Origin of the sequence: Kluyvera georgiana ATCC 51603 (genome assembly GCF_001654985.1) — a bacterium.
GTDB classification, from domain to species: domain Bacteria; phylum Pseudomonadota; class Gammaproteobacteria; order Enterobacterales; family Enterobacteriaceae; genus Kluyvera; species Kluyvera georgiana.
Window position 1 is genome coordinate 58,996 of sequence record NZ_LXEU01000024.1, and the last position, 13,576, is coordinate 72,571.

The 13,576-nt window shown below is 56.8% G+C and carries 14 protein-coding genes; 13 read left to right on the forward strand and 1 reads right to left on the reverse strand.

Annotated elements, in window-relative coordinates; all coding sequences use genetic code 11:
- Positions 1-239 precede the first annotated feature (239 nt).
- The 3 genes from cysJ to cysH all read left to right on the forward strand — a co-directional run bounded on the left by cysJ (position 240) and on the right by cysH (position 4,623).
- Positions 240-2,042: an NADPH-dependent assimilatory sulfite reductase flavoprotein subunit gene (gene cysJ, locus M989_RS05400; protein WP_064543095.1), complete on the forward strand. Its 1,803-nt coding sequence runs from the start codon at positions 240-242 to the stop codon at positions 2,040-2,042.
- Positions 2,042-3,754, forward strand: coding sequence for an assimilatory sulfite reductase (NADPH) hemoprotein subunit (gene cysI / locus M989_RS05405; protein WP_064543097.1), 1,713 nt, complete (start codon positions 2,042-2,044; stop codon positions 3,752-3,754). Before cysJ ends, cysI begins: the two co-directional genes overlap by 1 nt.
- Before the next feature lie 134 nt (positions 3,755-3,888).
- Positions 3,889-4,623 (forward strand): phosphoadenosine phosphosulfate reductase, encoded by a 735-nt coding sequence (gene cysH, locus M989_RS05410; RefSeq protein WP_064543099.1) that lies wholly within the window; start codon positions 3,889-3,891, stop codon positions 4,621-4,623.
- Between the two features lie 76 nt (positions 4,624-4,699).
- Here the strand turns inward: cysH and M989_RS05415 are convergent, their stop codons facing one another.
- Positions 4,700-5,746, reverse strand: coding sequence for an aminopeptidase (locus tag M989_RS05415; protein WP_064543101.1), 1,047 nt, complete (start codon positions 5,744-5,746; stop codon positions 4,700-4,702).
- A gap of 327 nt (positions 5,747-6,073) precedes the next feature.
- Between M989_RS05415 and cysD the strand changes: the two genes are divergently transcribed.
- The 10 genes from cysD (at position 6,074) to M989_RS05465 (ending at position 13,482) form a co-directional block, all read left to right on the forward strand.
- Complete coding sequence (gene cysD, locus M989_RS05420) at positions 6,074-6,982, forward strand: sulfate adenylyltransferase subunit CysD (RefSeq protein ID WP_064543103.1); 909 nt, start codon at positions 6,074-6,076, stop codon at positions 6,980-6,982.
- Positions 6,983-6,991: 9 nt separating this feature from the next.
- Positions 6,992-8,419 (forward strand): sulfate adenylyltransferase subunit CysN, encoded by a 1,428-nt coding sequence (cysN, locus tag M989_RS05425; protein ID WP_064543105.1) that lies wholly within the window; start codon positions 6,992-6,994, stop codon positions 8,417-8,419.
- Positions 8,419-9,024: an adenylyl-sulfate kinase gene (cysC, locus tag M989_RS05430; protein WP_064543107.1), complete on the forward strand. Its 606-nt coding sequence runs from the start codon at positions 8,419-8,421 to the stop codon at positions 9,022-9,024. The genes cysN and cysC overlap by 1 nt, the downstream gene beginning before the upstream one ends.
- Before the next feature lie 43 nt (positions 9,025-9,067).
- The gene (locus M989_RS05435) at positions 9,068-9,394 is read left to right on the forward strand and encodes a DUF3561 family protein (protein ID WP_064543109.1); all 327 of its coding nucleotides are present in this window, start codon (positions 9,068-9,070) and stop codon (positions 9,392-9,394) included.
- A gap of 150 nt (positions 9,395-9,544) precedes the next feature.
- Complete coding sequence (ftsB, locus tag M989_RS05440) at positions 9,545-9,862, forward strand: cell division protein FtsB (RefSeq protein WP_064543112.1); 318 nt, start codon at positions 9,545-9,547, stop codon at positions 9,860-9,862.
- A gap of 19 nt (positions 9,863-9,881) precedes the next feature.
- Complete coding sequence (gene ispD, locus M989_RS05445) at positions 9,882-10,592, forward strand: 2-C-methyl-D-erythritol 4-phosphate cytidylyltransferase (RefSeq protein WP_064543114.1); 711 nt, start codon at positions 9,882-9,884, stop codon at positions 10,590-10,592.
- On the forward strand, positions 10,592-11,071 hold the full coding sequence (ispF, locus tag M989_RS05450) for a 2-C-methyl-D-erythritol 2,4-cyclodiphosphate synthase (RefSeq protein WP_064543116.1): 480 nt from the start codon (positions 10,592-10,594) through the stop codon (positions 11,069-11,071). The genes ispD and ispF overlap by 1 nt, the downstream gene beginning before the upstream one ends.
- Entirely contained in the window at positions 11,068-12,117 is a 1,050-nt protein-coding gene (truD, locus tag M989_RS05455) for a tRNA pseudouridine(13) synthase TruD (RefSeq protein ID WP_064543118.1), read from the forward strand. Before ispF ends, truD begins: the two co-directional genes overlap by 4 nt.
- Positions 12,098-12,859 carry a 5'/3'-nucleotidase SurE gene (gene surE / locus M989_RS05460; RefSeq protein WP_064543120.1) on the forward strand — a complete coding sequence of 254 codons (762 nt, stop codon included), beginning with the start codon at positions 12,098-12,100 and terminating at the stop codon, positions 12,857-12,859. The genes truD and surE overlap by 20 nt, the downstream gene beginning before the upstream one ends.
- Positions 12,853-13,482 (forward strand): protein-L-isoaspartate(D-aspartate) O-methyltransferase, encoded by a 630-nt coding sequence (locus M989_RS05465; RefSeq protein WP_064543122.1) that lies wholly within the window; start codon positions 12,853-12,855, stop codon positions 13,480-13,482. The genes surE and M989_RS05465 overlap by 7 nt, the downstream gene beginning before the upstream one ends.
- Positions 13,483-13,576: the final 94 nt, after the last annotated feature.

Below are 13,576 nucleotides of genomic sequence, written 5' to 3' on the forward strand. Positions count from 1 at the left end.
AAAACCGCCAAATGGCCAAAGAGCACAATAATTGTGCACGATGATAATTTTTGTCTATTCATATCAATGGGTTATTTAATCTGTTTTATTGCTATTAACTACCAGGAAAAGAGGTTAGTCCATTTGGTTATTTGATATTTCTATCCCTTCTTTAATTGTTATTATCCACGTCGTTAACCTTACATTCAGTTTTGTTTTTTCTGATTAGAAACAGCTTTGCTACTGGAACATAACAACGCATGACAACACAGTCTCCCCCTTCAGCTTTGCTCCCGCTTAACCCGGAGCAGTTAGCGCGCCTTCAGGCGGCCACTACTGATTTATCACCCACCCAGCTTGCCTGGGTTTCCGGCTATTTTTGGGGCGTGCTTAATCAGCAGCCTGGCGCCGTAGCCGTCTCTGCCGCACCGGCTGCCGTCGAAGTCCCGGCCATTACGCTGATTTCCGCCTCGCAGACCGGCAATGCCCGCCGCGTCGCTGAAGCGCTGCGTGACGATCTGCTGGCCGCGAAACTGAACGTGAACCTGGTCAACGCCGGGGATTATAAATTCAAACAAATCGCGTCGGAAAAGCTGCTGGTCATTGTGACCTCTACGCAGGGCGAAGGGGAAACGCCGGAAGAAGCGGTGGCGTTGCATAAATTCCTGTTCTCGAAAAAAGCGCCGAAGCTGACCGATACCGCCTTTGCGGTGCTGGGCCTTGGCGATACCTCGTATGAGTTTTTCTGCCAGGCAGGGAAAGACTTTGACAGCAAGCTGGCCGAGCTGGGCGGTGAGCGCCTGCTCGACCGCGTCGATGCAGATGTGGAGTACCAGGCCGCCGCTACCGAATGGCGTGCGCGTTTGGTTGAGGTGCTGAAAGCCCGCGCGCCGGCTGCACCTTCCGTGCAGGCGGCAGCAAGCGGGGCGGTGAACGACATTCACTCCAGCCCGTACACCAAAGAGGCGCCGCTGTCGGCGTCACTGTCGGTTAACCAGAAAATTACCGGCCGCGATTCTGAAAAAGACGTCCGCCATATTGAAATTGACCTCGGTGATTCAGGCCTGCGCTATCAGCCAGGCGATGCGCTGGGCGTGTGGTATCAGAACGACCCCGCGCTGGTCAAAGAGCTGGTTGAACTGTTGTGGCTGAAGGGCGACGAGCCGGTCACCGTTAACGGCAAAACCCTGCCGCTGGCCGAAGCGCTGCAGTGGCACTTCGAACTGACGGTCAATACCGCGAATATCGTGGAGAACTACGCTACGTTGACGCGCAGCGAGTCCCTGCTGCCGCTGGTGGGCGATAAAGCCCAGCTTCAGCAGTATGCGGCTACCACGCCAATCGTCGATATGGTGCGTTTCTCCCCGGCACAGCTTGATGCCGAAGCATTAATCGGCCTGCTGCGTCCACTGACGCCGCGCCTTTACTCTATCGCCTCTTCACAGGCGGAAGTTGAAAGCGAAGTGCACGTGACCGTCGGCGTCGTGCGTTACGACATTGAAGGCCGCGCCCGCGCCGGTGGTGCTTCCAGCTTCCTCGCCGACCGCGTGGAAGAAGAGGGCGAAGTGCGCGTGTTTATCGAGCACAACGACAACTTCCGCCTGCCGGCGAACCCGCAAACGCCAGTGATTATGATTGGCCCGGGTACCGGTATCGCGCCGTTCCGCGCCTTTATGCAGCAGCGCGCCGCCGAAGGTGCGGAAGGTAAGAACTGGCTGTTCTTCGGCAACCCGCACTTCACCGAAGACTTCCTCTATCAGGTCGAATGGCAGCGCTACGTGAAGGAAGGCGTGCTGAACCGGATAGATCTGGCCTGGTCCCGCGATCAAAAAGAAAAAATCTACGTACAAGACAAACTGCGCGAACAGGGTGCAGAGCTGTGGCGCTGGATTAATGACGGTGCGCACATTTATGTCTGCGGCGACGCTAATCGCATGGCGAAAGACGTTGAGCAGGCGTTGCTGGAAGTGATTGCTGAATTCGGTGCAATGGACATCGAAGCGGCGGATGAATTTTTAAGTGAGCTGCGCGTTGAGCGCCGTTATCAGCGAGATGTCTACTAATGAGCGAAAAATACCCAGGGCCTTTAGTGGTCGAAGGCAAACTGACTGACGCCGAGCGCATGAAGCGTGAGAGCAACTTTCTGCGCGGCACCATTGCGGAAGATCTCAACGATGGCCTGACCGGCGGTTTTCACGGCGATAACTTCCTGCTGATCCGTTTCCACGGTATGTATCAGCAGGATGACCGCGACATTCGCGCCGAGCGCGCCGAGCAGAAGCTGGAGCCGCGCCACGCGATGCTGTTGCGCTGCCGTCTGCCGGGCGGGGTTATCACCACTACCCAGTGGAAGGCCATCGATAAATTCGCCGCGGATAACACTATCTACGGCAGCATTCGTCTGACCAACCGTCAGACCTTCCAGTTCCACGGCATCCTGAAGAAGAATGTCAAACCGGTACATCAGATGCTGCATTCGGTGGGGCTGGATGCGCTGGCGACCGCCAACGACATGAACCGTAACGTGCTGTGTACCTCCAACCCGTATGAGTCGCAGCTGCACGCGGAAGCCTACGAGTGGGCGAAAAAGATCTCTGAACATCTGCTGCCGCGTACCCGCGCCTATGCGGAGATCTGGCTCGATCAGGAGAAGGTCGCCACCACCGACGAAGAACCGATCCTCGGCGCGACTTATCTGCCGCGTAAATTTAAAACCACGGTGGTGATCCCGCCGCAGAATGATATCGATCTGCACGCCAACGACATGAACTTCGTGGCGATTGCCGAAAACGGCAAGCTGGTGGGCTTTAACCTGTTGGTCGGCGGTGGTCTGTCTATTGAGCACGGTAATAAGAAAACCTACGCGCGTACGGCAAGCGAGTTCGGCTTCCTGCCGCTGGAGCATACCCTGGCCGTGGCCGAAGCGGTGGTGACGACCCAGCGTGACTGGGGTAACCGTACCGACCGTAAAAACGCGAAAACCAAATATACCCTGGAGCGCGTCGGTATCGACACCTTTAAGGAAGAGGTTGAGCGCCGCGCGGGGATCAAATTTGAGCCGATCCGCCCGTATGAATTTACCGGTCGCGGCGATCGTATCGGTTGGGTGAAAGGGATCGACAACAACTGGCACCTGACGCTGTTTATCGAAAACGGTCGTATCCTGGATTACCCGGGACGTCCGCTGAAAACCGGCCTGCTGGAGATCGCGAAGATCCATAAAGGCGATTTCCGCATCACCGCTAACCAGAACCTGATCATCGCTAGCGTGCCGGAAAGCCAGAAAGCGAAGATCGAGAAGCTGGCGCGCGACCACGGGTTGATGAATGCGGTGAAACCGCAGCGTGAAAACTCGATGGCCTGCGTGTCGTTCCCGACCTGTCCGCTGGCGATGGCGGAGGCCGAGCGTTTCCTGCCGTCGTTCACGGACAAAGTGGAAGCGATTCTGGAAAAACACGGCATTCCTGACGAGCACATCGTGATGCGCGTGACCGGCTGCCCGAACGGTTGCGGCCGCGCGATGCTGGCGGAGCTGGGGCTGGTGGGCAAAGCGCCGGGTCGCTACAACGTGTATCTGGGCGGCAACCGCATGGGAACACGTATTCCACGCATGTATCGCGAAAACATTACGGAACCGGAAATTCTCGATTCCATTGACGAGCTGGTTGGGCGCTGGGCGAAAGAGCGTGAAGCGGGTGAAGGCTTCGGCGATTTTACGGTGCGTGCGGGCATCATTCGCCCGGTGCTCGATCCAGCGCGTGATTTCTGGGAATAACACCGTACCCCCTCACCCTAACCCTCTCCCCGCAGGGGAGAGGGGACCGTTCGGTTTTCTCTGCCGCTCGGTTTTCTCCCTCGCCCCTTTGGGGAGAGGGCCGGGGTGAGGGGAAACACACAAACGAGGTCCATATGTCCAAACTCGATCTAAACGCCCTGAACGACCTGCCAAAAGTCGATCGCGTACTGGCGTTGGCGGAAACCAATGCCCAACTGGAAAAACTGAGCGCCGAGGAGCGCGTGGCCTGGGCGCTGGAAAACCTGCCCGGCGAATACGTGCTCTCCTCAAGCTTTGGTATCCAGGCGGCGGTGAGTCTGCATCTGGTGAATCAGATTCGCCCGGATATCCCGGTGATCCTCACCGATACCGGCTACCTGTTCCCGGAAACCTACCAGTTTATTGATGAGTTAACGGACAAACTCAAACTTAATCTCCAGGTCTATCGCGCCAAAGAGAGTGCGGCATGGCAGGAAGCGCACTATGGCAAACTGTGGGAACAGGGCGTTGAGGGCATTGAGAAATACAATGACATCAACAAGGTCGAGCCGATGAACCGGGCTCTCAAAGAGCTAAACGCGCAGACCTGGTTTGCCGGCCTGCGCCGCGAACAGTCAGGTAGCCGTGCTACGCTGCCGGTGCTGGCGATTCAGCGCGGCGTGTTTAAAGTGCTGCCGATTATCGACTGGGATAACCGTACCGTTTACCAGTATCTGCAAAAGCACGGTTTGAAATACCATCCGCTGTGGGATCAGGGCTATCTGTCGGTTGGCGATACGCACACCACCCGCAAATGGGAGCCGGGCATGGCGGAAGAAGAGACGCGCTTCTTCGGGCTGAAGCGCGAGTGCGGGCTGCACGAAGGGTAATCCCGTGCCTGATGAATTCAACGCCTCCAGCGCGATGCTGGGGGCGTTTTTTCATGCCTTTGTAATACGATGAGGGTTAGCTGCTTTTTTCTGCCTTCGCCAGCTCCCGCATCAGCGGCATCATTACCCGCACCACCTCGCGGCTACGGCGCTCAATACGCCCCGGCAGCGCCTTATCAATATATTGCTGGTTGTCGAGTTGCGCGTTATGCCAGCTGGTCCCATCCGGGAAGCTGGTGCTTTTCGCACGCTGCTGGTAGCCGTCCTTTTTGCCAAGCGACCAGTTGGTGGCTTCGACAGAAAGTACGGGGATACCTGCGTTATCAAAAATTTCGGCATCGTTGCAGCAGCCGGTGCCCTGTGGATACAGGGGGTTAAGACCCGGGTTGGTGGCTGCGGCAATACCGCGACTGTGGGCTAACGTCAGCGCCCGGTCGCGGGTTAACTTGCGCACCGAGGCCGGAGTTTTGACGCCGCTGTTAAAATAGAGTTTGTCGCCGACGACCAGGTTATCGAGGTTAATGACCAGCAGCGTATTTTTCTTTTCCGCGCTGCTCATGCGCTTAAGTAAATTCTCTGCACCAAGCTTGCCTTCCTCTTCACCGCTGGTGGCGATAAAACGGATGCCATACTCTGTGGGAACATTTTTAAAACGTTCCGCCAGCTCCAGCATCACGCCGAGACCCAGTGCGTTATCGTCGATGCCCTGAAGCGTCAGGCCGCCGAGGTTCTGTTCGACGTCGCTGTCGCTGTGCGGCGCGTAGGTGTCCAGGTGCGCCATGACAATAATCTGCTGGCTGGATTTCCCTTCATGCGCCGCGATAACCGTGCTGCCGACCACGTTATGCCAGTTTTTTCGGTTATCTTTGCTGGTGTAGATATAGCGGCTGTTAAAGGTACGGATATCGCTCTGGTAGCCCATTTGCGCAAACTGTTGACGAATATAGTCGGCAGAGAGCATTTCAGCGGGCGTGCCGGTAATGCGTCCGGGGAAATAGGTAGCAATATAGCGAGCCTGTGTATTGGCGATGGTGCCCAGCGACGAGGCGGCGGCCTGAGCCGGGAGGGTGAAGCATACGCCGAGCGCCAGGGCTGCCATGCAGTGGCGCAATGCGGAGAACATAGGAAGTCCTTACAACAGAGCAAAAAAATAGACGCGCTTAGTATGAAACTGTGATTTTCATTACACAATTTCAAAAGCTCTTAAATGCCCGAAAAATAGCATGTTAAGCACTTTTTGATATTTGCTTTTCCAGCGCGTTATTCCTTTGAGTAACTACTCATTCCTTTTCGTAATTTCATTTGGTCTAAACCTACCCCTATAGTCCCTCTATTGCTGATTGTTAGCGAGTTGTAGCACGACCCCGCAGCAACAACCCAATAAGCGCCAACGACAAGATCGGCCCTCAAACACAACAGATACGCAATGAATCAGGCTTAAGGAACGGTTATGGACCAAAAACGACTTACTCACCTGCGGCAACTGGAGGCGGAAAGCATCCATATCATCCGTGAGGTGGCCGCCGAATTCTCTAATCCGGTGATGATGTACTCCATCGGCAAAGATTCCAGCGTAATGCTGCATCTGGCGCGCAAGGCGTTTTATCCGGGCACGTTGCCGTTCCCTCTGTTGCACGTCGATACCGGCTGGAAGTTCCGCGAAATGTACGAGTTCCGCGACCGTACTGCGAAAGCCTACGGCTGTGAACTGCTGGTGCATAAAAACCCGGAAGGGGTGGCGATGGGGATCAACCCGTTTGTCCACGGTAGCGCCAAGCACACCGACATTATGAAAACTGAAGGGCTGAAGCAGGCGCTGAACAAATACGGTTTTGATGCCGCCTTCGGCGGCGCGCGCCGCGATGAAGAGAAATCTCGCGCCAAAGAGCGTATTTACTCCTTCCGCGACCGCTTCCACCGCTGGGATCCGAAAAACCAGCGTCCGGAGCTGTGGCATAACTACAATGGCCAGATCAACAAAGGTGAAAGCATCCGCGTCTTCCCGCTCTCTAACTGGACCGAGCTGGATATCTGGCAGTATATCTATCTGGAAAACATCGAAATTGTTCCGCTGTACCTGGCCGCTGAGCGCCCGGTGCTGGAACGTGACGGCATGCTGATGATGATCGATGACGATCGCATTGATTTACAGCCGGGTGAAGTGATCAAAAAACGCATGGTGCGTTTCCGTACCCTGGGATGCTGGCCGCTGACCGGCGCGGTAGAGTCCGACGCGCAAACGCTGCCGGAAATTATCGAAGAGATGCTGGTCTCGACCACCAGTGAACGCCAGGGCCGCGTGATTGACCGCGACCAGGCCGGCTCCATGGAGCTTAAAAAACGTCAGGGTTATTTCTAAGGAGCCGCCATGAACACCACTATTGCACAACAAATTGCCGATGAAGGCGGCGTTGAAGCGTATCTGCACGCTCAGCAGCACAAAAGCCTGCTGCGTTTTCTGACCTGCGGCAGCGTGGATGACGGCAAAAGTACGCTGATTGGCCGCCTGCTGCACGATACTCGTCAGATTTACGAGGACCAGCTGTCGTCGCTGCACAATGACAGCAAGCGTCACGGCACCCAGGGCGAGAAGCTCGATCTGGCGTTACTGGTGGATGGCCTGCAGGCCGAGCGCGAGCAGGGCATCACCATCGACGTGGCGTACCGCTATTTCTCCACTGAGAAGCGTAAATTTATTATCGCCGACACCCCGGGGCACGAGCAGTACACCCGTAACATGGCCACCGGCGCGTCGACCTGCGACCTGGCGATTTTGCTGATCGACGCGCGTAAAGGTGTGCTGGATCAGACCCGTCGTCACAGCTTTATTTCCACACTGCTGGGCATCAAACATCTGGTGGTGGCTGTCAATAAAATGGATCTCGTCGGCTACAGCGAAGAGACCTTTAACCGCATTCGCGAAGAGTATCTGACCTTTGCCGAGCAGCTGCCGGGCAATCTCGATATTCGCTTCGTACCGCTGTCCGCGCTGGAAGGCGATAACGTTGCCAGCAACAGCGACAAGCTGCCGTGGTACAGCGGCCCGACGCTGCTGGAAGTGCTGGAGACGGTGGAAATTCGTCGTACGGTGGATACCCAACCGATGCGTTTCCCGGTTCAGTACGTGAACCGCCCGAACCTCGATTTCCGTGGTTTCTCCGGCACGCTGGCTTCCGGCACCGTGAAGGTCGGCCAGCGCATTAAGGTGCTGCCGTCAGGCGTAGAGTCTACCGTGGCGCGCATCGTGACCTTCGACGGCGATCTGCAGGAAGCGGCGGCAGGCGAAGCCATCACGCTGGTACTGAAAGATGAAATCGACATCAGCCGTGGCGACCTGCTGCTTGACGCACAGGACGCGCTGCCGACGGTGCAACGCGCTGCCGTTGACGTGGTGTGGATGGCCGAGCAGCCGCTGGCGGCAGGGCAAAGCTATGATATTAAAGTCGCCGGTAAGAAAACCCGCGCCCGCGTCGATGGCATTCAGTATCAGGTTGATATCAATAACCTCACCCAGCGCGAAGTGGACGCGCTGCCGCTGAACGGTATCGGCCTGGTGGATCTGACTTTTGATGAGCCGCTGGTGCTCGATAAATATCAGGAAAACCCGGTCACCGGCGGCCTGATCTTTATTGACCGCTTAAGCAACGTGACCGTCGGTGCGGGCATGGTGCGTGAACCGAATACCGAGGATGCGGTGGTGAGTTCAGAGTTCAGCGCTTTTGAACTTGAGCTGAATGCGTTGGTGCGCAAACACTTCCCGCATTGGGGCGCGCGCGATCTGCTGGGAGGCAAGTAATGGCGGCACATGACGAAAACGTCGTCTGGCATGCCCATCCCGTCACCGCGCAGCAGCGTGAACAACTCCACGGGCATCGTGGGGTTGTGCTGTGGTTTACCGGGCTCTCGGGCTCGGGTAAATCCACGGTGGCCGGGGCGCTGGAAGAGGCGCTGCATGAGCTTGGTGTAAGCACCTATTTGCTTGATGGCGATAATGTGCGCCACGGGCTGTGCAACGATCTCGGTTTTAGCGATGCTGACCGTAAAGAAAATATTCGCCGCGTCGGTGAAGTGGCGAAGCTGATGGTGGATGCCGGGCTGGTAGTATTGACCGCATTTATCTCTCCTCACCGCGCTGAACGGCAGATGGTGCGTGAACGCGTGGGGGACGATCGTTTCTTTGAGGTATTCGTCGATACACCGTTGGCAACCTGCGAGGCTCGCGATCCGAAAGGACTTTATAAGAAAGCGCGCGCCGGAGAGCTGCGTAATTTCACCGGAATTGATTCATTGTATGAATCGCCCGAGCAGCCTGCGATCCACCTGGATGGTGAACAATTAGTAACAAATTTGGTTGCGCAATTATTAGATCTACTGAGGCAGAGCGATATTATCAGATCCTGAAAACGTGTCGGAGTTTGCCTGCTCCGACCTAACAGGATGATTTATGCGTAACACTCAGAACATCAACGTGGCCCAACCCGAGTCACTAGCCCCTGCTTATGATGAAACCACCTGGTCTTTGTCAGGGGCTTTTGTCGGCTTTGTGGCATGGTTGATGGCGCTGGGTATCCCCTATCTGCATTACGGCAATAACACGCTGTTCTTCTTCCTCTACACCTGGCCTTTTTTCCTTGCCCTGATGCCCGTGGCGGTAGTGGTGGGCGTTGCGTTTCACTCGCTGGTGAAAGGCAAGCTGGGTTACACCATTGTTGCAACGCTGCTGACCGTCGCCCTGCTGTGTGGTTTGCTATTCATGTGGATTATGAGTTAATCCTTTTGCCTGAGGCGTCGGCGGCAGCGATTGCGCGCCAATACGCAGGGGAAATGTGGTAAATTTCCGGCGATATGCGGTATCGCCTGCGGCCGGAGTGGAGTATGACGGCAAGTTATGGGATGATAGAGCCGTTTTTCAGGGGGCAGGATGGGTAAATTAACGCTGCTATTACTGGCTTTGCTGGTCTGGTTACAATATTCGCTGTGGTTCGGAAAGAACGGTCTGCATGACTTCAGCCGAGTCCGTGATGATGTATCCGTACAACAAACAACCAACGCAAAATTAAAAGCGCGCAACGATCAGCTTTTCGCCGAAATTGATGACCTTAATGGCGGCCAGGAAGCGATTGAGGAACGTGCACGTAATGAACTCAGCATGACCCGTCCGGGCGAAACGTTCTATCGTCTGGTTCCGGATGCGTCTAAACGTACGCAGAGCGCGGGGCAAACGCAAACTAATCGATAACCAGTCCCAGGATGACGACATGGCCGTGACTTTTCCGGGCGTATGCGCCGTGGTGCCGGCAGCCGGATTTGGCCGCCGCATGCAAACGGACTGCCCAAAACAATATCTCTCAATCGGTAACAAAACGATTCTTGAACACTCGGTGGATGCGCTGCTGGCTCACGCCCGCGTCCAGCGGGTGATTATCGCCGTCTCTGCCGGAGACGAACGCTTCGCGCAGCTGCCTCTTGCGCAACATCCCCAGATTACCGTCGTTGAAGGCGGCGCCGAGCGCGCGGATTCCGTGCTGGCGGGCCTGCGCGCGATTGATGATGCGCAATGGGTGCTGGTACACGATGCGGCCCGTCCGTGTCTGCATCAGGACGATCTGGCGCGCCTGCTCAGCTTAAGCGAAACCAGCCGGGTTGGCGGTATTCTGGCCGCGCCGGTGCGCGATACCATGAAGCGCGCCGAGCCGGGGAAAGCCGCGATTGCGCACACCGTCGATCGTAACGATCTGTGGCATGCGCTGACGCCGCAGTTTTTCCCTCGCGAACTGTTACTGGATTGCTTAACCCGCGCGCTGAACGAAGGCGCGTCGATTACCGACGAAGCGTCGGCATTAGAATATTGCGGCTTTCATCCCGAGTTGATTGCCGGACGTGCTGATAATATTAAGGTGACCCGCCCGGAAGACCTGGCGCTCGCTGAATTTTACCTCACCCGCTCGGGTAACCCGGAGAATGCATAATGCGAATTGGACACGGTTTTGACGTACACGCCTTTGGCGGCGAAGGCCCGATTATCATTGGCGGCGTGCGCATCCCGTACGAAAAAGGGCTGCTGGCGCACTCCGATGGCGACGTTGCGCTGCACGCGTTGACCGACGCCCTGCTGGGCGCGGCGGCGCTGGGCGATATCGGTAAACTGTTCCCGGATACCGACCCGGCCTTTAAAGGCGCGGACAGCCGCGCGTTGCTGCGAGAAGCGTGGAAACGCGTCCAGGCCAAAGGCTACACGCTAGGCAATGTTGATGTCACCATCATTGCACAGGCGCCGAAAATGCTGCCGCACATCCCGCAAATGCGCGTGTTTATTGCCGAAGACCTCGGCTGCCATATGGACGACGTTAACGTAAAAGCGACCACCACCGAGAAGCTCGGCTTTACCGGGCGCGGTGAAGGCATTGCCTGTGAAGCGGTCGCACTGCTACAAAAGGCTACGTCATGATTCAGTTTGATGCACTGACCTACCTGCACGGCAAGCCGCAGGGGACGGGGCAATTAAAGGCCAGTCCGGAAGATTTTCTGGTGGTGGAAGATTTAGGTTTTGAGCCGGACGGCGAAGGCGAGCACATTCTGGTGCGCATCCTGAAAAACGGTTGCAATACCCGCTTTGTCGCCGACGCGCTGGCGAAATTCCTTAAAATTCACGCTCGTGAAGTGAGTTTTGCCGGACAGAAAGATAAGCATGCGGTCACCGAACAGTGGCTGTGCGCGCGCGTGCCGGGCAACACGATGCCGGATTTAAGCCAGTTTCAGCTGGAAGGCTGTCAGGTGCTGGAATACGCGCGTCATAAGCGTAAGCTGCGTTTAGGCGCGCTAAAAGGCAACCAGTTTACGCTGGTGCTGCGTGAGGTGAGCGGCCGTGATGACGTTGAGACGCGATTACAGGCGATTGCCGAACGCGGCGTGCCGAACTATTTCGGCGCTCAGCGTTTTGGCATTGGCGGCAGCAACCTGCTGGGCGCGTTGCGCTGGGCAGAAAGCGGCGCGCCGGTGCGGGATCGGAATAAGCGCAGTTTTTGGTTGTCGGCGGCCCGCAGCGCGTTGTTTAATCAGATAGTGAGTGAACGCCTAAAAAAACCGGACTTTAATCAAGTTGTTGACGGCGATGCGCTACAATTAGCGGGACGCGGCAGCTGGTTTGTTGCCACCGATGAAGAGCTGGCCGTATTGCAGGCTCGCGTCGACGCGCGTGAATTAATGATTACCGCAGCGCTGCCTGGGAGCGGCGACTGGGGAACACAGCGTACCGCCCTGGAATTTGAACAGACCGTGCTGGCTGAAGAGATGGCGCTGCAGTCGCTGTTGCAGCGTGAAAAAGTCGAAGCCGCGCGCCGCGCCATGCTGCTCTATCCGCAGCAGCTAAGCTGGAACTGGTGGGACGACGTCACCGTCGAACTGCGCTTCTGGCTGCCAGCGGGCAGTTTCGCGACCAGCGTGGTAAGGGAACTTATCAATACAACAGGTGATTATGCGAATATTGCTGAGTAACGATGACGGGATCCATGCGCCAGGCATTCAGACGCTGGCCAGAGCCTTACGGGAATTTGCCGAGGTTCAGGTAGTTGCACCCGATCGTAACCGCAGCGGTGCGTCGAACTCGTTGACGCTGGAATCCTCGCTTCGTACCTTCACTTTCGATAACGGCGACATTGCCGTACAGATGGGCACGCCGACTGACTGCGTCTATCTGGGCGTCAATGCGCTGATGCGTCCGCGCCCGGATATCGTGGTTTCAGGCATTAATGCCGGCCCCAATCTGGGCGATGACGTGATCTACTCTGGCACGGTTGCCGCCGCCATGGAGGGCCGCCATTTAGGCTTTCCCGCGCTGGCGGTGTCGCTAAACGGTCATCAGCACTATGAGACCGCCGCGGCGGTGACCTGCTCGCTGCTGCGCGCGCTCGCCCGCGAACCGCTACGCACCGGGCGTATCCTCAACGTCAACGTGCCCGACCTACCGCTTGAGCAAATCAAAGGCATTCGCGTGACCCGCTGCGGCAGCCGCCATCCGGCGGATAAAGTGATTCCACAGCAGGATCCGCGCGGTAATACTCTCTACTGGATTGGGCCGCCGGGCGACAAATGTGACGCCGGGCCGGATACCGATTTTGCCGCCGTGGACGCGGGCTACGTGTCGGTGACGCCGCTGCATGTGGATCTCACCGCGCACAGCGCGCATGAGGTGGTCACCGGCTGGTTGGAGCAGGCGAGGGTCGATGCGCAATGGTAGTCAGTAAACGTATCCAGAGTCTGCTCAATCAGCTTCGTCAGCTGGGCATCCGCGATGAGCGCGTGCTCGATGCGATGGCGCAGGTTCCGCGCGATAAATTTATTGATGAAGCATTTGAACATAGCGCGTGGGAAAACGTCGCGTTGCCGATAGGCCAGGGCCAGACGATTTCACAGCCCTATATGGTGGCACGGATGACCGAGCTGCTGGAGCTGACGCCGGAGTCCCGGGTGCTGGAGATTGGCACCGGGTCGGGTTATCAGACGGCGATTCTGGCGCATATGGTGCATCATGTCTGCTCCGTTGAGCGGATAAAAAGCCTGCAATGGCACGCCCGGCGTCGCCTGAAGCAGCTTGATTTACATAATGTATCGACCCGCCACGGCGATGGCTGGCAGGGGTGGCAGGCACGCGCCCCGTTTGACGCCATCATCGTTACGGCGGCACCGCTCGAGATTCCGGTTGCGCTCATGTCGCAGCTGGACGAAGGCGGTATTCTTGTTTTACCCGTGGGCGACGATCGCCAGTATCTCAAGCGCGTTCATCGGCGGGGAGACGAATTTATTATTGATACCGTTGAGGCCGTTCGCTTCGTTCCCCTGGTAAAAGGGGAGCTGGCCTGAGTCCCGGATTTTTCTGAGGGTATTCAGCGCAATTCAGCGTATGGTGAACACGTTTCCAGTGTTCATAGCCTGCGTTGCACGGTATTAAGTCACT